At 67.7% G+C, this 19,316-nt stretch carries 19 protein-coding genes; 1 reads left to right on the top strand and 18 read right to left on the bottom strand.

From position 1 onward, the window contains the following. Nucleotides 1-2: 2 nt before the first annotated feature. The 8 genes from SFB74_RS05345 to dksA form a co-directional block, all read right to left on the bottom strand. Entirely contained in the window at nt 3-1,757 is a 1,755-nt protein-coding gene (locus SFB74_RS05345; RefSeq protein WP_126021416.1) for a peptidoglycan D,D-transpeptidase FtsI family protein, read from the bottom strand. After that, nucleotides 1,754-2,125: a cell division protein FtsL gene (ftsL, locus tag SFB74_RS05340; protein ID WP_432729727.1), complete on the bottom strand. Its 372-nt coding sequence runs from the start codon at nt 2,123-2,125 to the stop codon at nt 1,754-1,756. The genes SFB74_RS05345 and ftsL overlap by 4 nt, the downstream gene beginning before the upstream one ends. A gap of 1 nt (nt 2,126) precedes the next feature. Further along, nucleotides 2,127-3,050, bottom strand: coding sequence for a 16S rRNA (cytosine(1402)-N(4))-methyltransferase RsmH (rsmH, locus tag SFB74_RS05335; protein ID WP_432729726.1), 924 nt, complete (start codon nt 3,048-3,050; stop codon nt 2,127-2,129). A gap of 8 nt (nt 3,051-3,058) precedes the next feature. Next, entirely contained in the window at nt 3,059-3,487 is a 429-nt protein-coding gene (gene mraZ / locus SFB74_RS05330) for a division/cell wall cluster transcriptional repressor MraZ (protein WP_081270207.1), read from the bottom strand. Nucleotides 3,488-3,758: 271 nt separating this feature from the next. Beyond that, on the bottom strand, nt 3,759-5,087 hold the full coding sequence (hslU, locus tag SFB74_RS05325; RefSeq protein WP_432729725.1) for an ATP-dependent protease ATPase subunit HslU: 1,329 nt from the start codon (nt 5,085-5,087) through the stop codon (nt 3,759-3,761). A gap of 2 nt (nt 5,088-5,089) precedes the next feature. Continuing rightward, a complete protein-coding gene (gene hslV / locus SFB74_RS05320; RefSeq protein WP_007832466.1) occupies nt 5,090-5,635 on the bottom strand; it encodes an ATP-dependent protease subunit HslV in 546 nt (181 codons plus the stop codon). 56 nt (nt 5,636-5,691) lie between these two features. Then, entirely contained in the window at nt 5,692-7,374 is a 1,683-nt protein-coding gene (locus SFB74_RS05315) for an STAS domain-containing protein (protein ID WP_432729723.1), read from the bottom strand. A 49-nt stretch (nt 7,375-7,423) separates the two neighbouring features. Further along, a complete protein-coding gene (gene dksA, locus SFB74_RS05310) occupies nt 7,424-8,050 on the bottom strand; it encodes an RNA polymerase-binding protein DksA (protein ID WP_093196966.1) in 627 nt (208 codons plus the stop codon). 740 nt (nt 8,051-8,790) lie between these two features. Here dksA and SFB74_RS05305 point away from each other — a divergent pair. Continuing rightward, the gene (locus tag SFB74_RS05305; protein WP_432729722.1) at nt 8,791-10,278 is read left to right on the top strand and encodes a YdgA family protein; all 1,488 of its coding nucleotides are present in this window, start codon (nt 8,791-8,793) and stop codon (nt 10,276-10,278) included. An 82-nt stretch (nt 10,279-10,360) separates the two neighbouring features. Here SFB74_RS05305 and SFB74_RS05300 read toward each other — a convergent pair whose 3' ends face one another. The 10 genes from SFB74_RS05300 to SFB74_RS05255 form a co-directional block, all read right to left on the bottom strand. Further along, nucleotides 10,361-11,413 carry a CobW family GTP-binding protein gene (locus SFB74_RS05300; protein WP_432729721.1) on the bottom strand — a complete coding sequence of 351 codons (1,053 nt, stop codon included), beginning with the start codon at nt 11,411-11,413 and terminating at the stop codon, nt 10,361-10,363. Nucleotides 11,414-11,544: 131 nt separating this feature from the next. Further along, nucleotides 11,545-12,759, bottom strand: coding sequence for a class I SAM-dependent rRNA methyltransferase (locus SFB74_RS05295; protein WP_432729720.1), 1,215 nt, complete (start codon nt 12,757-12,759; stop codon nt 11,545-11,547). A 13-nt stretch (nt 12,760-12,772) separates the two neighbouring features. After that, nucleotides 12,773-13,771: a tyrosine recombinase XerC gene (locus tag SFB74_RS05290; protein ID WP_432729719.1), complete on the bottom strand. Its 999-nt coding sequence runs from the start codon at nt 13,769-13,771 to the stop codon at nt 12,773-12,775. Continuing rightward, nucleotides 13,755-14,390: a YdcF family protein gene (locus SFB74_RS05285; protein WP_432729718.1), complete on the bottom strand. Its 636-nt coding sequence runs from the start codon at nt 14,388-14,390 to the stop codon at nt 13,755-13,757. Before SFB74_RS05285 ends, SFB74_RS05290 begins: the two co-directional genes overlap by 17 nt. After that, complete coding sequence (locus SFB74_RS05280) at nt 14,387-15,091, bottom strand: DUF484 family protein (RefSeq protein WP_432729717.1); 705 nt, start codon at nt 15,089-15,091, stop codon at nt 14,387-14,389. Before SFB74_RS05280 ends, SFB74_RS05285 begins: the two co-directional genes overlap by 4 nt. Further along, a complete protein-coding gene (gene dapF / locus SFB74_RS05275; protein ID WP_432729716.1) occupies nt 15,088-15,963 on the bottom strand; it encodes a diaminopimelate epimerase in 876 nt (291 codons plus the stop codon). Before dapF ends, SFB74_RS05280 begins: the two co-directional genes overlap by 4 nt. Nucleotides 15,964-16,043: 80 nt before the next feature. Then, nucleotides 16,044-16,358, bottom strand: a complete 315-nt coding sequence (locus SFB74_RS05270; protein WP_432729715.1) for a GNAT family N-acetyltransferase — start codon at nt 16,356-16,358, stop codon at nt 16,044-16,046. Between the two features lie 60 nt (nt 16,359-16,418). Then, nucleotides 16,419-17,240: an alpha/beta fold hydrolase gene (locus SFB74_RS05265; protein ID WP_432729714.1), complete on the bottom strand. Its 822-nt coding sequence runs from the start codon at nt 17,238-17,240 to the stop codon at nt 16,419-16,421. An 83-nt stretch (nt 17,241-17,323) separates the two neighbouring features. Beyond that, nucleotides 17,324-18,925 (bottom strand): MFS transporter, encoded by a 1,602-nt coding sequence (locus tag SFB74_RS05260; RefSeq protein ID WP_432729713.1) that lies wholly within the window; start codon nt 18,923-18,925, stop codon nt 17,324-17,326. Beyond that, nucleotides 18,918-19,316 carry a DoxX family protein gene (locus SFB74_RS05255; RefSeq protein WP_432729712.1) on the bottom strand — a complete coding sequence of 133 codons (399 nt, stop codon included), beginning with the start codon at nt 19,314-19,316 and terminating at the stop codon, nt 18,918-18,920. The genes SFB74_RS05260 and SFB74_RS05255 overlap by 8 nt, the downstream gene beginning before the upstream one ends.

The raw sequence follows: 19,316 nt of genomic DNA, 5'->3' as shown, positions 1-19,316 counted from the left end.
GTTCAGAAGCTCTCGTCGACGCCCTGCGTCATCACAAGCGGTTTGACCGCCAGATCGGGCGGTACGTTCATCATGCGCAGCGTCTGCTGCACGACCTCACTGAACACGGGAGCGGCCGCCAGGCCGCCGAAATACTGGCCATCGCTGGGCTCGTCGATCATCACGGCGACGATGATTCGCGGCTTCTCGATGGGCGCCATGCCGGTGAACCAGGCGCGGTACTTGTTGCTGGCGTAGCCCTTGCCGACCTGCTTGTGGGCCGTGCCCGACTTGCCGCCGACCGAGTAGCCGACCGTCTGCGCGCGCGTGCCGGTGCCGCCGGGGCCCGCGGCCATCTGCAGCATCTTGCGCACCGCCAGCGCGTTCGACGGCGAGAACACGCGCACGCCTGCCGGCGGCTCGGAGTTCTTGAGGATGGTCACCGGGATGAGCGAGCCGTCGTGCGCGAACGCGGTGTACGAATGCGCCATCTGGAACAGCGACGCCGACAGGCCGTAGCCGTAGGCCATGGTGGCCTGCTCGACCGGCTTCCAGGTCTTCCAGGGGCGCAGCCGGCCCGTCACCGCGCCGGGGAACTGGATCTGCGGCTTCTGGCCGTAGCCGAGCGCGGTGTAGGTGTCCCACATCTCGTGCGGGGTCATCTTCTGGGCGATCTTGAGCGCGCCGACGTTGCTCGACTTCTGGATCACGCCCTCGACCGTCAGCGTGCCGTAGTTGTGCGTGTCGCTGATGGTGAAGCCGCCGATCTGGTAGCGGCCGGGGCCGGTCTCGATGAGCGTCGAGGGCTTCACGCGGCCGGCCTCCAGCGCCATGCCCACCGTGATCGGCTTCATGGTCGAGCCGGGCTCGAAGGTGTCGGTGATCGCGCGGTTGCGCAGCTGCTCGCCGGTGAGGTTCTGGCGCTTGTCGGGCACGTAGCTCGGGTAGTTGGCCAGCGCCAGCACCTCGCCGGTGACGGAGTCGAGCACCACCACGCTGCCGGCCTTGGCCTTGCGCGCGGTCACGGCGTCGCGCAGCTTCTGGTAGGCGAAGAACTGCACCTTGCTGTCGACGCTGAGCTGGATGTCCTTGCCGTCCAGCGGCGGCACGGTCTCGCCCACGCCCTCGACCACGCGGCCCAGGCGGTCCTTGATGACGCGGCGCGACCCGGCCTTGCCGGCCAGGTCCTTGTTGAATGCCAGTTCGATGCCTTCCTGGCCGTTGTCTTCCACGTTGGTGAAGCCCACCACGTGCGCGGCGGCCTCGCCCTCGGGGTACTGGCGCTTGTATTCCTTGCGCTGGTAGATGCCCTTGAGGTTCATCGCCGCGATCTGCTTGGCGATGGGCTCGTCGACCTGGCGCTTGATCCAGACGAAGGTCTTGTCCTCGTCTTCCAGCTTCTTGTCGAAGTCCTTCTGCGGCATCTCGAGCAGCTTGGCCACCTGCTTGAGCTTGGCGCGGACCTCGGGGTCGTCGCGCTCGATGTCTTCCGGAATGGCCCAGATGCTGGGCGCGACCACGCTGGAGGCCAGGATAAGCCCGTTGCGATCGAGGATGCGGCCGCGGTTGGCCGGCAGTTCCAGCGTGCGCGCGAAGCGCACTTCGCCCTGCCGCTGGAAGAAGCTGTTGCCGATGACCTGCACGTAGGCCGCGCGGCCGGCCAGCACAAGGAAGCCGAAGGCGATGCCGGCGACGATAAGCTTGCTGCGCCAAACCGGCGTCTTGCTCGCAAGCAAGGGGCTGGTGGTGTAGCGCACGCTGCGGTTGCCCCGGGTCATCGCGCGGTCCTCGCTGCGGTGGCCGGCTTGGCCGCCGGTTGGGCTGCCGGCTTGGTCGTGGTGGCCGGCATCGGCGCCACCGGGGCGACGGCAGGAATCACCGAGCCGTCGGGGCGCACGTACTGCGTGATCGCCGGCGAGGTGGTGCGCATCTGCAGCTGCTCCTTGGCGAGCTTTTCCACGCGCAGCGGCGTGGCCTGTGCGCGCTTCTCGACCTGCAGGCGGTCGCGCTCGGTCTCGAGGCGGCGGGCGTCCTGCTGCACGCGGTCGAGCTCGGTATAGAGCTGGCGCGACAGGTACTGGGTGTGCACAAGGTACAAAGCCGTCGCAATGACGGCCATCAGAAGGAGCAGGTTCACGCGGGCCATGTCAGTCGGCCTCCGTGCGTTCTGCCACTCGCAGAATGGCGCTGCGCGCTCGCGGATTGCCGCTCACCTCGGCCTCCGAGGGCTTGATGCGCTCCAGTGCGCGCAGCTTCATGGCCTTGGGCGCGGCGAACGGCGCGCGGCGGTCGTAGACCTCCTTCGAGTGCTTGGCGATGAACTGCTTGACGATGCGGTCTTCGAGCGAGTGGAAGCTGATCACCGCGAGCCGTCCGCCGGGCTTCAACACCGAGAGGCTGGCTTCTAGCGCCTGTTGCAGCTCTTCAAGCTCGGCGTTGATGAAAATCCGAAAAGCCTGAAATGTGCGCGTTGCAGGGTTCTGGCCCGGCTCGCGGGTTTTGACCGTGCCAGCCACGAGCTCGGCCAGTTCGGCGGTGGTTGAAACTGGGCCCCGTTCTTGTCGGCGAGCAACAATCGCCTTTGCAATCTGAACAGCAAACCGTTCTTCGCCATAGTCACGGATCACCTCTGCAATCTGCTGTAGTTCGGCCGTTGCCAGCCACTCGGCCACGCTCTCGCCGCGCGTGGTGTCCATGCGCATGTCGAGCGGGCCGTCGAAACGAAAACTGAAACCGCGCACCGGGTTGTCGATCTGCGGCGAGCTCACGCCCAGGTCCATCAGCAGGCCGGCGACGCTCGCGTCGGGCAGTTCGCCCAGCGAGCGGAATCCCTGGTGGCGGATGGAAAAACGCGCATCCGAGATGCGCGCTGCTTCGGCCACTGCTTCCGCATCCTTGTCGAATGCGATGAGCCTGCCTTCCGGCGCCAGCCGCGCGAGGATCGCGCGCGCGTGCCCTCCCCGTCCGAAGGTGGCGTCCACGTAGGTGCCGGTGGCCGCGGTGCTGCCGGAAAGAAGAGCTTCCACCGCCTCGCCGAGCAAGACGGTCGTGTGGGTCCAGGGCGTGTTCACGGTGCCCCTCAGAACGCGAAGTCCTGGAATACGTCCGGCATCTCGCCCTGGGTGGCCTCGGCCTCCTTGGCCTCGTAGGTGGCCTTGTCCCAGAGTTCGAAGTGGTTGCCCATGCCCAGCAGCAGCGTCTCGCGCGTGATGCCGGTGGCCGCGCGCAGTTCGGGCGACACGAGGATGCGGCCGGTGCCGTCCATCTCGACGTCCATGGCGTTGCCCAGGAAGACGCGCTTCCACCACTGCGCCGACATCGGCAGCGCGGCGATGCGCTCGCGGAATTTCTCCCATTCGGGACGGGGGAACACCATCAGGCATCCGTGCGGATGCTTGGTGATCGTGAGCTGGCCGCCTGCCGTCGCGCTCAGGACGTCACGATGCCGGGTCGGCACGGAGAGCCGCCCCTTGGCATCCAGACTGAGCGATGAAGCGCCTTGAAACACGACCACGAAACCCCTGTGTTGGGAGTGCTGCGGCACCCGAAAGGGGCACTACTCGCACTTTTTCCCACTTAACTGCACTTTTTTGCACTGTAGCAGGAAACACTTCGGAAGCAACTGGCCGTATGGGCTATTTTTTGTAATGGAATCAACGACTTAGCGCCGATTCCAAATCCTTGGAATCGGCGAATTTCGTTGAAAATGAAGTACTTAGCTCACGCAGTGAAAGTGATGCGTGAAGGATTCCCCCGTTACAGGGGGAGGAGAAGCGGCTTCAGAGGATGAAGCGCGAAAGGTCTTCGTCGTGACTTAGTGCCGCAAGGCGCTGGTCGACATAGGCGGCATCGATGCGGATCGATTGCCCTTCGAGGCGGGTCGCGTCGAAGCTTACCTCATCCAGCAGGCGCTCCATCACGGTCGACAAACGGCGAGCGCCGATGTTCTCGGTGCGCTCGTTCACCTCGAAGGCGATGGTGGCCAGCCGGTTCACGCCTTCGGGCGTGAATTCGAGCGTCACGCCCTCGGTTGCGAGCAGCGCCTGGTACTGCTTCACGAGCGACGCGCGGGTCTGCGTGAGGATGCTCTCGAAGTCCGCCACCGAGAGCGACTGCAGCTCCACGCGGATCGGAAAGCGCCCCTGCAGCTCGGGAATGAGGTCGCTGGGCTTGCTCAGGTGGAAGGCGCCGCTCGCGATGAACAGCATGTGGTCGGTGCGAACCACGCCGTACTTGGTGCTGACGGCCGTGCCCTCCACCAGCGGCAGCAGGTCGCGCTGCACGCCCTGGCGCGACACGTCGGAGCCCTGGGCTTCGCTGCGGGTGGCGACCTTGTCGATCTCGTCGATGAAGACGATGCCGTTCTGCTCTGCGTTGGCGATCGCCTGCGTGCGGATCTCGTCCTCGTTGACGAGCTTGGCGGCCTCCTCGTCGGTCAGGAGGCGCAGCGCCTCGGCGATCTTGAGCTTGCGCGTCTTGCGCTTGCCGCCGCCGAGCTGGCCGAACATGCCGCGAAGCTGCTCGGTCATTTCCTCCATGCCGGCCGGGCCCATGATCTCGAGCGGGGCACGGGCCTCGACGAGGTCGAGCTCGATTTCCTTGTCGTCGAGCTGGTGCTCGCGCAGCTTCTTGCGGAAGGCCTGGCGGGTGGCGTTGCTGGAGTCGGTCGCGGCGGAGGTGCCGTCGGCGCCGCGCGCCGCAGGCAGCAGCACGTCGAGGATGCGCTCCTCGGCAGCGTCCTCGGCACGCGCACGCACCTTCACGCTCTCGGCCTCGCGGGTCTGCTTGACGGCGATTTCGGCCAGGTCGCGAATGATCGAATCGACGTCCTTGCCCACGTAGCCCACCTCGGTGAACTTGGTGGCCTCGACCTTGATGAAGGGCGCGTCGGCCAGGCGTGCGAGGCGGCGGGCGATCTCGGTCTTGCCCACGCCCGTGGGGCCGATCATGAGGATGTTCTTCGGCGTGATCTCGTGGCGCAGCTTGTCGTCGACCTGCTGGCGGCGCCAGCGGTTGCGCAGGGCGATGGCCACGGCGCGCTTGGCGGCCGGCTGGCCGACGATGTGGTTGTCGAGCTCGGAGACGATCTCCTGGGGGGTCATGGACATGGTCAGAGCGCTTCCACCGTGTGGTTCATGTTCGTGTAAATGCAGATTTCTCCGGCGATCGCCAGCGATTTGCGCACGATCTGCTCGGCCGAAAGCTCGGTGTTCTCGATCAGCGCCTTGGCCGCCGACTGGGCATAGGCGCCGCCGGAGCCGATAGCGATCACGCCGTCCTCGGGCTCCAGAACGTCGCCGTTGCCGGTGATGATGAGGGAGGTGGTGGCGTCGGCCACGGCGAGCATGGCCTCGAGCTTGCGCAGCACACGGTCGGTGCGCCAGTCCTTGGTGAGCTCGACCGCTGCGCGGGTCAGGTGCCCCTGGTGCTTCTCGAGCTTGGCCTCGAAGCGCTCGAAGAGCGTGAAGGCGTCCGCCGTGGCGCCCGCGAAGCCGGCAAGCACCTTGCCGTGATAGAGGCGGCGCACCTTGCGCGCCGTGCCCTTGATGACGATGTTGCCGAGAGTGACCTGCCCGTCCCCGCCGATGGCGACCTGGTCGCCCTGGGGGGTCTTGCGGCGCACGCTCACGATGGTGGTGCCGTGAAACTGTTCCATCGCAGCCATCTGGGGGTGCGCGGCGGCAATGCAACCGCCGCAAGGCGGCGCGGGTTTTAGTTTTTCCTAACCGTCACTGTCGAATGATCGGCAATGCCTACCAGGTTGAACAGCGCGGCAACCAGCCGGTGCACGTCGACGAACTGCACGCGCTCGCCGTTGGCGTCGCGCGTGCGCACCCAGCTCAGCAGCGTGCCCGCGGCGGCGAGGTCCATGCGCAGCAGGGCCGCGCACGAGATGACGGGTGCCGTGGTGTGGCGCAGGTCGTTGTCCAGCCGCTGCCAACTCGACAGCGACTCGCCCCGCAGGTCGCCCGCCAGCGCGGCAAAACCGCTGTCGGTGGACGGAAAGCTCTCGGAATCGCCACCGACCGACAGCAGCGACCACACCGAACTGGGCCTGCTCGCCGGCGGCGCGGCCAGCGCGGTGCATTCGCCCTTCGGGTCCTGCCAGGAAGGCGGCGACACCTCGTAGGTGATGCAGTAGTTGAGCGCCACCAGCTCGAAGTCGTCGGGCAGGTGCATCATGCGCAGCGCCGCCAGGTGCAGCTGCCACCAGATGTCGTCGGTGCCGCGCTCGTTGTTGGGCGCGGCCTCGGACAGCACGGCCAGCAGTTGAGCCGATCCCATGAAGCGCAGCTGCACCGGCGAATCGGCCCAGTGGGCGAACAGCACCCGCAGCGGGGCGGCAGCCTCGGGCTCGATGGCATGAAGGCCGCGCCAGTCGAGCGTCCACACGGAGCCGGCTTTCGAGAGAGCCCGGGTGAGATCCATGAGGCCCTCGCGCGCCAGGCGCGCGGGACAGACCCAGTCGGCGGGAGCGCCGCTTTCGGCGACGCCGGCCGCCTCCTCGCTCGCGGCGACGGCCTTGACGCTGCGCGCCAGCTCCTCGAGCGAGACCCAGTCGGGGCCCATGCGCCGCATGCGCTGCGCATAGCGCATGCGGGCGGCGGCGAACTTGGCGGCATCGCCGGTCGCGCGGTAAAGGTCGAAGAGCGCCCGCCAGCGGTTGTCGTCGCGCTCGGAGGCCGCGTCGGCCGGGCTTTCGGCGGGCGACACGCTGTCGGGAGGAGAAGCCAGCGCCTGCAGCAGGATCGCCTCGGCGCCGGTGTCGTCGCCGTGCGCGAAGCGAATCACCGCCTCCTCGAGCGCGCCGTCGTGCGCCAGGCGCGACGACAGCAGCGGCACGCCGGCCGCCACGGCCGGAGCAGCGGGGGCATCGTCGTCACCCTGGGCCGCTTCCACCTGCAGCGATGGCGGAGCGGGCTCGGACAGCAGCTCGTCGGTATCCACCGGCGGCAGGGTCTCGGCACCTGCCTCGGGCGGCTGGTTGACCAGCACCTCTCCGTTCGGCCCACGCCCCTTCCACCACTGCTGCGACATCTGCTGCTCGATCTCGTCGATCTTCTTGAGCGTGAGCGCGCGGCCCTCCGATTTCTCGGAGGTGCTGTTGACGTTGAAGGAAGACGGTGTGACCGTCGCCTCGAAGGCATGCGCGGCGGCTTCGCGCTGGCGCAGCTTGCGCAGCATGTCGAACTCGCGCCGGCGCACGAAGTCGTTGCGCTGGCGCCGCTCGATCATCTCCTTCAGCATTTCCCGGCTGTAGGTCTGCGCGGGCAGCGAGGAGTCCGAGGCCGAAGTGGATGAGGAAGGCGCATCCAACTCCGACCAATCCTTCAGGGGATTGCGGACAAACTTGGCCACCTTGGAAAAAAGGCGGCCCGAATCTTCCTTTGGCATTCGGCGAAGGCTATCGAAGACGCTGGCTTTTATCTACCTTGTGCGTGTTTCAGTCCCCGAACATCTTCTGCTTGAGTTCGCGGCGCTGCTGCGCCTCGAGCGACAGCGTGGCCGTCGGACGGGCCAGCAGGCGGCCGACGCCGATGGGCTCGCCGGTTTCGTCGCAGTAGCCGTAGTCGCCGGCGTCGATGCGCTGGATCGACTGCTCGATCTTCTTGAGCAGCTTGCGCTCGCGGTCGCGGGTGCGCAGCTCGAGAGCATGTTCTTCCTCGATGGTGGCGCGGTCGGCCGGATCGGGCACGACCACCGTGTCTTCACGCAGGTGCTCGGTGGTCTCGCCGGCGTTCTCGAGGATGCCGCGCTTGAGTTCTTCGAGCTTCAGGCGGAAGAACGCCATCTGCTTTTCGTTCATGTACTCGTCGTCCGGCATGGCGATGACTTCGGCATCGCTCAGTTCCGCGGGCGACTTGGTTTTCCAGTTGTTGGCCAGTTTCGGGTCTTTCTTGATGGCGAGGGGCGGCGGGGGCACCAGCGCGTTGGAATGGCTTTGCGAGAAAGTGGACTTGGCGGCCGTCGATGCCACCGACTGCGGCATCGAGGGGACGGTCAGTTGCGACAGCCGGGACACGCGGCCACCACGCGCGGCGGGAGCGGGCGTGGCTGTTTGAGCGGGCATCGAGGGTGTCGCCGGGGCGGAAGTGGAGGCGGCAGCCGTTTTTTTCATGGGGATCGGGGGGACAGAGGAAACAGCCGCAGGACGGCCGACGGGTTTGGATGACGATGGGCCCGCGCCCGCGGTCTTCGTGGCGGCAGTTGCAGGCTTGGCGGACTTCTTTGTCGCAGCGGTCACGGCCTTTACCGGTGGTGCTGCGGGCTTTTTGGACGGCGCGCTTTTCTCCTTGGTCGCTGCGGCGGAAACCTTCCTGGCCACGGGTACAGCCTGCTTCGCAGCCGGCGCCTTCTTTGCGGCGGGCTTGGTTGCTGGCGTGGCCTTGGCGGCGGGTTTCTTCACGGTGACTGGCTCCTTGGACGAACTGGAACGCGCTTTCACTGGGTGTCTCCTCCCATGAGAGCCCCTTGCGGCCATCAGACCGCACAGGCCCCCGTTGTCGGGGTGCCCGCCAAGTGGCGAACCCCGGGGTTATACCCCCGAAAGCCCGCCAGAAACGTACGGCGCCCCGTGCCGGAAGTCACATCTTGTCCCTTGGAACCGGACGTGGCTTGCGAAACAGGCGCGCGATTGTATAGAGAACTCGAAGTCGCGGGACATGTTCCGGCGCGCAGTCCGACTCCGTTAGCATCGCCCGGCGCCGCCGGAGGGGGTGGCGCGCGGGCCCCGGCCTTTGTCCATATGGCGCAGGGGGCCTATCCGATCATTCCGATCAATCGCAAGACAGACACAAGAAAGCACAAGCCTTGAACAAGAAAGCAGTTTTGGGAGTCCTGGCCGCGGCCATCGCCGTCGCCTACGGCGGCAGCACCTGGTGGGCCGGTTCGCAGATCAAGTCGCGCTACGACACCGCGCTGGACGAGCTGCCCAAGCAGACCGCGCTGGTGCGCGTGACCGAGCGCAAGTACGAGCGCGGCTTCCTGGGCGCCGTCAGCACCGTCACGCTGGAAATCGGCTGCGCGGCCGATACCGCCGCCAGCCAGCCGGCCGCCGCCGAGGAAGAGGAAAAGGAAGACGGCGAGGAAGACGACACCCCCGCCATCAAGCCGCCGAAGCAGTTGCGCCTGACCATCCGCGACACCATCCACCACGGCCCGCTGGCCGGCGGCACGCTGGCGGCCGCCACCATCGACAGCGAACTGGTGCTCGACGCCAAGGCGCAGGCCGAGGTCAAGAAGCTCTTCGGCGAGGCCAAGCCCGTGTCGGCCCGCACCAAGGTCGGCTTCGACGGCGCCTTCACGACCGACTTCAAGGTCGCGCCCGCCAAGCTGGCCGAGGACGGGAAGGGCCGTCTCGACTGGCAGGGCCTGCAGGCCCGCGTCGAAGTCAACGCCGCCCGCACCCAGGCGCGCTACGACCTGACGATGCCCGGCCTGGACTTCAGCGAGACAAAGAGCGGCGTGACCGTGAAGATGGGCAAGCTCGTCGCCAAGGCCGACATGGACAGCAGCGCCGGCTGGATGCTGGCCACCGGCAAGAGCGAGGGCCGGCTCGATTCCCTGGAATTCGCCGTCAAGAAGAAGGCGGCCGAGGACGGCTCGGAACCACCGAAGGCCCTGCCCACCGTCCTGCTCCAGAACATCGACCTGGTGGGCGACGCGAGCACCAAGGACGGCCTCTACGCCTCCAGCGCCACGCTCAAGGGCACCGGCAAGATCGGCGAGACGAAGATCGACAAGTTCGAGCTGACCAGCGGCGGACGCCGCATCCACGCCGCCGGCTACAAGAAGCTGGCCGACGCCTGGATGCAGTCCAGCGCCGCCAGCGGCTGCGGCAAGGGCGGCAGCAAGGCCTCCCAGGCGGCCATGCAGGCGCTGGCCGAACAGCTCGCGCCCGACCTCAAGGCCATGGCCAAGTACGCCCCTGAAGCCGGCATCGACAAGCTGCTGGTCGAGATCGACGGCAAGCGCGCCGAGCTCGGCTACTCCGTCGGCATGGCCGGCGTGACCGACGAAGACCTGCAGCTGCCCGGCACGGCGCTGATGATGAAGCGCGGCGTGCTCAAGGCCCACGCGCGGCTGCCCATGAAGTGGCTCGAGAAGCTGGCCGAGACCGGCGCCGAGAGCGGCCAGACGCCCCCGCCCGAAATGGTGGCCGGCCTGGTCGAGCAGGGCGAGGAGAACGGCTTCGTGAAGCGCGACGGCGACGACGTCACCGCGCAGGTCGAGTTCAGCGACAGTGCCCTGAAGGTCAACGGCAAGCCGCTGGGCGGGATGGGTGGCGCGGGCAAGTAAATAAAGCCACCCCACCCCAAGGAAAAACGGCGCTGGCCCATGAGGCCAGCGCCGTTTTTTTCAGGAAACCTTCAGTCCGGGCTCAGACCAGGCACTGCTCCAGCCCCTGCTCCAGGATCTCGCGCGGCAGTTCGATGCCGATGAACACCATGCGGCTCTGGCGCGCCTCGTCCTTGCCCCACTCGGGGCCCAGGTCGCTGCCCATCAGCTGGTGCACGCCCTGGAAGATCACCTTGCGCTCGGTGCCCTTCATGTTCAGCACGCCCTTGTAGCGCAGCATGCGCGGACCGTAGATGTTGACGATCGCGCCCAGGAAGTCTTCCAGCTTGGCCGGGTCGAACGGACGGTCGGCCTTGTAGACGAAGCTCTTGACGTCGTCGTCCACGTGGTGATGGTGGCCATGGCCTTCGTGCTTGTGCGACGGATGGTCGCAATGCTCGCCATGCGCGTGGTCATGGTCGTGATGGTCGTGGTCGTCTTCCTTCAGGAAGTCGGGGTCGATGTCGAGCTTGGCGTTCAGGTTGAAGCCGCGCAGGTCGAACACGTCCTTCAGCGGCACCTCGCCGAAATGCACCTTCTGCTGCGGCGCGCGCGGGTTCATGTGCTTCAGGCGGTGGATCAGCGCGTCGGTCTCCTCGGCCGCGACCAGGTCGCTCTTGCTGATGAAGATCTGGTCGGCAAAGCCCACCTGGCGGCGTGCTTCCTGACGGTCGTTGAGCTGCTGCGGCGCGTGCTTGGCGTCGACCAGCGTGAGGATCGAGTCGAGCAGGTAGCTCTCGGCGATCTCGTCGTCCATGAAGAAGGTCTGGGCCACGGGGCCGGGGTCGGCCAGGCCGGTGGTCTCGATCACCACGCGGTCGAAATCGAGCAGGCCCTGGCGCTTCTTGGCGGCCAGCAGTTGCAGCGCCTCACGCAGGTCTTCGCGGATGGTGCAGCAGACACAGCCGTTGCTCATCTGCACGATCTGCTCCTTCGACTCGGTCACGAGAATGTCGCTGTCGATGTTCTCTTCGCCGAACTCGTTCTCGATGACCGCGATCTTCTGGCCGTGGGCCTCGGTCAGGATGCGTTTGAGCAGCGTGGTCTTGCCCGAGCCGAGAAAGCCGGTGAGGATGGTCGCGGGAATGAGGGCCATGGGGAAAGTGCTCCGGAAGCGGAAAACAGGAAATGGGGGCCGTGGGAGGCGCGGCCCGGCAGTTTAGCCAATGCCACTGAGTTGCGTTGGCGGCAGGGTCAAGCCCCGCCCTTCTTGCCTTTTGTCTCTCTTCAGGCTGGCTTCCTGACCACCACCAGGCCCTTCAGGTACTCCCCTTCCGGGAATTCGATGGTCATCGGATGGTCGGGCGCCGCGCCCAGCCGCTCGGCGATGTAGCCGTCCACGCCCGCGTCGAGCCCCGCCGAGGCCACGATCTTGTGGAACAGGTCGGCGCTGATGCCGCCCGAGCACGAGAAGGTCAGCAGCACGCCGCCCGGCTCCAGGATCTTGAGCGCCAGCCGGTTGATGTCCTTGTAGGCCCGCGAGGCGCGCTCTGCATGCGCCACCGTGGGCGCGAACTTGGGCGGATCGAGCACGATGGCGTCGAAGGTACGGCCCTGGTCGATGAACTCGCGCAGCACGGTGTTGACGTTGGCGTCGAGGAACTCGGTCTCGATGCCCTGCCCCTCGAAGCCGTTGAGCGCCAGATGCCCGCGCGCCCGCTCCAGCGCCGGCAGCGAGGAATCGACCGACACCAGCTGCGCGCCCTCGAGCACACCCGCGGCCTTGAGCCCCGCCAGCGCCGCCACCGTGAACCCGCCCGTGTAGCAGAAGCAGTTCAGCACGCGCCTGAAGCGCCGGTGCTGCGCCAGCTCGGCAAAGCGCTGGCGGCTGTCGCGCTGGTCGAGGTAGAAGCCGGTCTTGTGGCCGGTGGCGACGTCGAGCGACAGCTTCCAGCCGTGCTCGCGGATGACGATTTCGGTCGGCCCCTCCCCGCGCAACCAGCCGGTGACCGGCTTCAGGCCCTCGCGCTCGCGGCCGCTGGCGTCGGAGCGCTCGTAGAGCTTTGTCAGGCCCGTGGCCTTGAGCAGCGCATCGGCCAGCACGCCCTTCCAGCGCTCCACGCCGGCCGAGAGAAACTGCGCCACCAGCGTGTCGCCATAGCGGTCGACGATCAGCCCGGGCAGCCCGTCGGCCTCGCCATGCACCAGCCGCACACCGTCGCTCTGCAGGTCGAAGAGGCCCCGCGCGCCCACGGCGCGGGCGCACAGCGAGGCGAGGAAGGCCGCGTCGATGCGCTGCGTCTCGACGAAGCTCCAGGCCCGCGCGCGGATCTTGGAAAGCGGACTGAAGGCGGCCCATGCGAGAAAGGAGCCGTCGTGCGACTCGACACGCACCGTCTCGCCGGAATCGGCGCCGCCGCGCGCGATGGCGGATTCGAACACCCAGGGATGGCGGCGCTGCAGCGAGCGCTCCTTGCCGGGCTTGAGGCGAAGGGTTTTCATTTTTTCCGTTTGCTTACTTGTTGTTCTCGGGCTTGGCCTTCGCACGCGGATGCGCCGCGTCGTACACCTTGGCCAGGTGCTGGAAATCCAGCCGCGTATAGACCTGCGTGGTCGCGATGTTGGCGTGGCCCAGCAGTTCCTGCACCGCGCGCAGGTCGCTGCTCGACTGCAGCACGTGGCTCGCGAACGAATGGCGCAGCATGTGCGGATGCACCGGCGCCGCGAGGCCGGCCTTCAGGCTGCGCTCGCGCAGCAGCTTCCACACCGCCTGCGACGACATCCGCATGCCCTTGGCGCTGATGAAGAGCGCGCCGGCCGCCTGGGGGTCGCGCAGCCGGGCCGTGGTCAGCCCGGGGCAGTCGTCGCGCACCGCGAGCCAGTCGCGCACCGCCTCGGCCGCCTTGCTGCCCATGGGCACGATGCGGCGCTTGCTGCCCTTGCCGAGCACGCTGGCCTCCAGCGCATCGAGATCGATCCAGCCGCGCGCCGTGTTGCTCGCCTGCGCGTCGAGCCCCGTGAGCTCGCTCACGCGCAGGCCGCAGCCGTAGAGCACCTCGACGATGGCGCCGTCGCGCGCCTCGGTCCACGGGTCGGCCTCGGGGTCGTACAGCTCGGCGAGCCGCACCGCGTCGTCGACGCCCAGCGCCTTGGGCAGCGGCCTGCCGGCCTTCGGCGCGTGCACGTCCTGCACCGGGTTGAAGCCGATCAGCCCCTCATGCCCCAGCCAGCGATAGAAGCTGCGCCAGCACGACAACACCAGCGCGATGCCGCGCGGCTCGCGCCCGGCGCTGTGAAGCTGCGCCATCCAGCGGCGGATGTGGGCGGTCTGCACGCGGTCCAGCGGCAGCTTCGCCTCGTCGGCGTGCTCGCGCAGGGATTGCAGGTGGAAGGCATAGAGCTCGACCGTGCGCGCCGCGAGCCGGCGCTCGACGCGCACGTGCTCCAGGTATTTTTCGATCCAGTCCGGGGAAGTCGACGGAGCGGATGCAGCCGGGTCAGAAGAGATACCCATGCCCGGCATTGTTGATGATGGCCGCCGGCTCGCGCAACGCGCCCTTGAACACCATGCCCCAGGTGCGCCAGCAGGAGGTGGGCGCCGCGGCGTACTGGACATCGAAGTTCTTGTCGAAGCCGCTCATCTTCACCAGCCGCTCGGTACGCCACAGGTGATAAGGCTCCGACACGATCACCACGCTTCGGACACCCGCCAATTGCAGGACCGGCGTCGAGAGCGCCAGGTTCAGGCGCGTGGACGTCGAAGCCCGCTCGAGCAGCATCGGACCGGTGAAACCCTCGGCCATCGCATGCTGAAGCATGACTTCGGCCTCGATGCGCCCGTCTTCCGAGTCGACGCCGCCGGTGAACACGAGCTGCCTGACGACGCCGGCCTGCGCCAGCGCGATGCCCGTGTCTACCCGTCCCGTGAGACAGGGGTTCGGCTTGCCATGCAGGTAGGCCCGGCTACCCAGGATCAGCGCAGCGTCGGCCGGGCGTTGCGGCGGGTTCGCCAGCAGCTCCTCGGCGCGATACCAGGCCACCGCCCAGGCAACCACGTACGCCAGAATCACAACCGCCAGCCCGCAGGCCAGCACGACCTGCCAGGGCCGCCGCAACCAGCGCGGACGTTTCAAGGACGCAGCCGCGAAAGCGCGCCCGAGGACAGCTCGGCGATGCGCTCCAGGAAATCGGTGCCCATCTCGGCGTTGAAGCGCTGCGCGTCGGGCGAGGCCAGCACCAGCAGGCCGAAGGCCGGCGACTCGGGGCCGGGACGCAGCGGAATCAGCGCGATCGACATCGCGGCCTGCGGCTCGGGCAGCCAGCTGGAGGCCTCGAAGCCCGAATTGAGCCCGCAGTAGGGCGAGGTCAGCGAGGTGGCCAGCGCCTTCACGTCGTCGCTCACCCACTGGGCGTAGGCCTCGTTGAGGTACTCGCTGCCGCAGTCCCACACCTTGATGGCCGTCTGCGGCACCAGGAAGAGCGACTGCAGGTCGACCGCGATGCGGTACGGCAGGCTGCGCGGGTCGCGCGTGGTCAGGAGGCCGGTGGTCCAGCGCTGCAGGCGGTCGGCGATCACGACGTTCTCGGTGCCGTGGCGCATCATGTCCATCAGGCGATGCTCCAGCGCCTTGATCTTCTCGCGCAGCATCTCGGCCTGGCGCTCCTGCAGGCTCACGGCGCGGTTGCCGTGCGGGCTGGTGAGCTGCACCTGCGCCAGCAGCTGGGCATGGCGCTCGAAGAAGTCGGGCGTGTTCGCCAGGTAGTTGGCGATGTCGTCTTCGGTGATCGGGTTCATGGCGTTGGCGTCGTTGTTGTTGCTCGTGAAGTTGGTCATGGCAGCTCCGGCACCTCGATGTCTCCCTCGAAGACCGTGACGGCCGGCCCGGTCATCAGCACCGGCTGGCCCTCCCCCTGCCACTCGATCGTCAGCACGCCGCCGTGCGTCTGCACATCCACGCGGCGCTCCAGCAGCCCGAGGCGGATGCCCGCCACCACCGCCGCGCAGGCACCGGTGCCGCAGGCCAGCGTTTCGCCGGCGCCGCGCTCGAACACCCGCAGCCTGATGTTGGAACGATCGACAACCTGCATGAACCCGGCATTCACCCGCTGCGGAAAACGCGGGTGGTGCTCGATCTGCGGGCCCTGCTCGGCCACCGGGGCGGTGTCGACGTTGTCCACCACCTGCACGGCGTGCGGGTTGCCCATCGAGAGCACAGCTACTGAAACGATAGCGCTGCCGGCGCGGGTGCCCAGCGCCAGGTGCCACTTGTGCCAGCCGCCTTCGGGCTGCGGATCGAGCCCGGCGGGGTCGAAGGGCACGCGCGCGGGTTCGAAAATGGGGGCGCCCATGTCGACCGTCACGCGGCCGTCGCCGCCCATGCGGGGTTCGATGACGCCGGAGAGGGTCTGCACACGCACCTGCTTCTTCTCGGTCAGGTGGTGTTCGCTCACGAAGCGCATGAAGCAGCGCGCGCCGTTGCCGCACTGCTCCACCTCGCCGCCGTCGGAGTTGTGGATCACGTACTGGAAGTCGATGCCCTCGGCAGGCGAAGGCCGCACCGTGAGGATCTGGTCGGCGCCGACGCCGAAGTGGCGGTCGGCCAGAAAGCGGTATTGCGCGGCGCTGAGGCCCAGCGTGCCGCGCGTTTCGTCCAGCACGACGAAATCGTTGCCGGCTCCCTGCATCTTGGTAAAGCGGATTCGCATCCCGGGATTATCGCCACGGCCATCGCCCCTGGCGACCATGGGCCCAAGCCCTCCCCTGCGGCGCCGGGAAGCCGGGCGCCTCAGAGACCGAGCAGCGCGCGGCCTTCGTCGGACAGCAGGTCGTGCGTTTCGGGGTGCGTGCGCATGTAGGCGGCGAACACGGGGCACTGCGGAACGACGCGCAGGCCGCGCTCGCGAGCGGAGGCCAGGCCCGCGAGCACCAGTTGCCTGGCGACGCCCTGCCCTTGCAGCGCCTCGGGCACCAGGGTGTGGACGAAGGTGATGACGTCGCCCGCAAGGCTGTAGATCGCAACCGCGCGTTCGCCTTGCGATGCGAACTCGAAACGGTGCTTCGACGGATTGTCCTGGACGACGGGGGAAGGAGGCGTGGTCATGAAGATGGTCTCGGGTGGGGAAGGAGGCGTCCGCGCATGCGCCGCGGACGCCACGGACGATCAGCCCTGGATGAACGCCAGCAGGTCGGCATTCACCTGGTCCTTGTGGGTGGTGCAGGTGGCGTGCGGCGCGCCTGCGTAGACCTTGAGCTGGCTGCCCTTGATCATCTCGGCCGCGAGCTTGCCGGTGGCCTCGAAGGGCACGACCTGGTCGTCGTCGCCGTGGATCACGAGCGTGGGCACGTCGATCCTGGCCATGTCGGGGCGGAAGTCGGTTTCCGAGAACGCGGTCACGCAGTCGATGGTGGCCTTGATCGAGGCCTGCAGAGCGATCTGCAGGGTCTGCTTGAAGACGCCCTGCGACACCTTGGCGCCGGGGCGATTGGTGCCGTAGAAGAGCGTGCTGAAGTCGTCGAGGAACTGCGGGCGATCGGCGGCCAGACCGGCGCGAATGCCCGCGAACAGCGAGGCGTCGGGGCCCACCGGGTGGTCGGCCGTCTTCATGAACAACGGCGTCACGGCGCTGATGAGCGCGAGCCTGGTCACGCGAGCGCTGCCCTTGCGCGCGATGTAGCGCGTCACATCGCCGCCGCCCATCGAGAAGCCCGCGAGGATCACGTCCTTCAGGTCGAGCTTCTCGATCAGCTCGGCGATGTCGTCGGCGAAGGTGTCGTAGTCATAGCCCGTCCACGGCTGGCTCGAGCGGCCGAAGCCGCGCCGGTCGAACGCGATCACGCGGTAGCCGCGTTCCGCGAAGAACAGCATCTGGGCATCCCACATGTCGGCGCTGAGCGGCCAACCGTGGCTGAAGAGAATGGGCTGGCCCGAGCCCCAGTCCTTGTAGTAGAGCTCGGTGCCGTCGCGCAGTGTGAGAGTTGTCATGGTTTTCAGTGAAGTCAGGTGAAGGGAAAGAAGGGAGGAAAGGGAGTCTTTCCTCGAAGTCCGGCGGCAGCCGCCGGAAAAAATCAGAGCGCAAGAAAGTGATGCACCTCGGGCTTGTCCGGCCCGATGTGAAAGCGCAGCACGTCGCTCTGCAGGTCGGCGTCGGCATGCGACACCCGATGGTGCTGGCGCAAGTGCTCCGCCCACGACTCGACGAGGAACCACTCCATCACCCGCTCCGGGTCGGCCGTGTGCTCGTGCACGCCCCAGGCGTAGGCGCCATCGCGGCGGCGCTCCAGGGACAGGCGCTTCATCGCATCCAGGAACGCAGGGCGGTCCTCCTTGCGGATGCGGTACTCCACCTGGATCATCACCGGCCCGCGGTCGTGCGCCACCGGCTCGGCCAGCAGCGGCTCCGGCCAGTGGTTCGATGCCTGCAGGTCGGCCTCGCCGGCCGGCAGCCGCACGCGGTGGAAGACCAGGCCCGCCACCACCAGCCCCACGGCGCCGGCCACCAGCGTCATCGGCACGCCGATCTGCTGCGCCACCAGGCCCCAGCCCAGGCTGCCGGCGGCCATCGCGCCGTTGAACACCGTCAGGTACACGGCCAGGCCGCGTCCGCGCACCCAGTTCGGCAGGATCGACTGCGCCACGCTGTTGAGCGTGGTCAGCGCCACGATCCAGCCCAGGCCCAGCACCAGCAGCAGTGCCACGGCCAGCCACTTGGGCGGCGCGAAGACCAGGGCGCCCATCACCGCGGCAGTGAGCAACGAGGCCAGAAGCATCATTCCGTCGGCATCGAGCCGGGCGCGCAACCGGGGCATCACCAGCGCACCGCCGATGGCGCCGGCGCCCACCGCGCCAAGCAGCACGCCGTAGAAGCCGGCACTGCCGTCGAGCATCTGGCGCGCCACCAGCGGCAGCAGCGCCCACACCGAGCTGGCGAACAGGAAGAACACCGCCGCGCGCAGCAGCACCACATGCAGCTCCTTGCTGGCGCGGGTGTAGCGCATGCCGGCACGGAAGGCGCCCAGGAAGTTCTCCGAAAGCGCGGTGTCCCCCGCCGGCGGGCGCTTCCACCACAGCAGCGCCGCGATCACGAACACATAGCTCAGCACGTCGACGCCGTAGGTGGCCGCCGCGCCGAAGCTCGCCAGGATGAGCCCGCCAGCGGCCGGCCCGATGGAGCGCGCGATGTTGATGCCCAGCGAGTTCAGCGCCACGGCGCCCTTCAGGTCGGAACGCGGCACCAGCTCCGGCACGATCGACTGCCAGGTCGGCCCCATCAGCGCCGCGCCGATGCCGCCCACGAAGGTCAGCGCGATCAGGTATTCCACCGTGAGCGCACCGGTGTGCGAGAGCACCAGCAGCGTGCCGCTCACCGCCGCCAGCACCAGCTGAACGAAGATCAGGAAGCGCCGCCGGTCGAGGATGTCCGACAGCACGCCGGCCGGAATGGCCAGCAGGAAGATCGGCAGCGTGGCCGCCGTCTGGATCAGCGCCACCGCCGTCGGGCTGGCCGACAGGTCCGTCACCAGCCATGAGCTGGCCACGTCACGCATGAAGCTGCCGATGTTGCCGAGTACCGTGGCCGCCCACAGCACCGCGAAGACCGGCTGGCGAAGCGGCGCGAAGGCACCGGGTTGCGGAGCCGACGCTGTTGCGCCGTGCGAGGTATCAGACATGTGCACGCTCCTTCAGGTCGAGCCAGGCGACAAGCAGGAAGCCGCCGACCAGCCCCAGGTGTTCGAAGAAGGAGTTTGCCGCCATGAAGCGCTCCTGCCCGACGGGCATCTGCCAGAAGCGCAGCGCCACGAAAGTCGCCATCAGCGTGAAGCCGGCCAGGGCCAGCGCGCCGAGCCAGCGCAGGCGACCGGTGAGGATCATCGCGGCGGCGCCAAGCTCCAGCACGATCACAGCGATCGCCAGCGGGACGGCGGGCGAGAGGCCGAAGTGGTTCATCTCGGCAATGGCCGCCGGGAAGTCGAAGGCCTTCTGCAGGCCGCCCTGCAGATAGGCCGCGCACAGCAGCAACAGGGCGATCCAGCGCAGCAGGGGGGTGGTTGTCCAGCGCAT

Source organism: Variovorax xiamenensis (assembly GCF_050916385.1).
Taxonomy (GTDB): domain Bacteria; phylum Pseudomonadota; class Gammaproteobacteria; order Burkholderiales; family Burkholderiaceae_C; genus Variovorax.
The sequence above is the reverse complement of the archived record's forward strand: the minus strand, read 5'-3'. Positions and strand labels throughout refer to the sequence as shown.

Coding starts and splice junctions, on each gene's coding strand:
- SFB74_RS05345 (WP_126021416.1), bottom strand. CDS start 1,757: ATGACCCGGGGCAACCGCAGCGTGCGCTACACCACCAGCCCCTTGCTT.
- SFB74_RS05280 (WP_432729717.1), bottom strand. CDS start 15,091: ATGACCAACTTCACGAGCAACAACAACGACGCCAACGCCATGAACCCG.
- SFB74_RS05300 (WP_432729721.1), bottom strand. CDS start 11,413: ATGGCCCTCATTCCCGCGACCATCCTCACCGGCTTTCTCGGCTCGGGC.
- SFB74_RS05260 (WP_432729713.1), bottom strand. CDS start 18,925: ATGTCTGATACCTCGCACGGCGCAACAGCGTCGGCTCCGCAACCCGGT.
- hslV (WP_007832466.1), bottom strand. CDS start 5,635: ATGGAACAGTTTCACGGCACCACCATCGTGAGCGTGCGCCGCAAGACC.
- dapF (WP_432729716.1), bottom strand. CDS start 15,963: ATGCGAATCCGCTTTACCAAGATGCAGGGAGCCGGCAACGATTTCGTC.
- SFB74_RS05270 (WP_432729715.1), bottom strand. CDS start 16,358: ATGACCACGCCTCCTTCCCCCGTCGTCCAGGACAATCCGTCGAAGCAC.
- SFB74_RS05295 (WP_432729720.1), bottom strand. CDS start 12,759: ATGAAAACCCTTCGCCTCAAGCCCGGCAAGGAGCGCTCGCTGCAGCGC.
- hslU (WP_432729725.1), bottom strand. CDS start 5,087: ATGTCCATGACCCCCCAGGAGATCGTCTCCGAGCTCGACAACCACATC.
- ftsL (WP_432729727.1), bottom strand. CDS start 2,125: ATGGCCCGCGTGAACCTGCTCCTTCTGATGGCCGTCATTGCGACGGCT.
- SFB74_RS05315 (WP_432729723.1), bottom strand. CDS start 7,374: ATGCCAAAGGAAGATTCGGGCCGCCTTTTTTCCAAGGTGGCCAAGTTT.
- SFB74_RS05255 (WP_432729712.1), bottom strand. CDS start 19,316: ATGCGCTGGACAACCACCCCCCTGCTGCGCTGGATCGCCCTGTTGCTG.
- dksA (WP_093196966.1), bottom strand. CDS start 8,050: ATGCCCGCTCAAACAGCCACGCCCGCTCCCGCCGCGCGTGGTGGCCGC.
- SFB74_RS05265 (WP_432729714.1), bottom strand. CDS start 17,240: ATGACAACTCTCACACTGCGCGACGGCACCGAGCTCTACTACAAGGAC.
- SFB74_RS05290 (WP_432729719.1), bottom strand. CDS start 13,771: ATGGGTATCTCTTCTGACCCGGCTGCATCCGCTCCGTCGACTTCCCCG.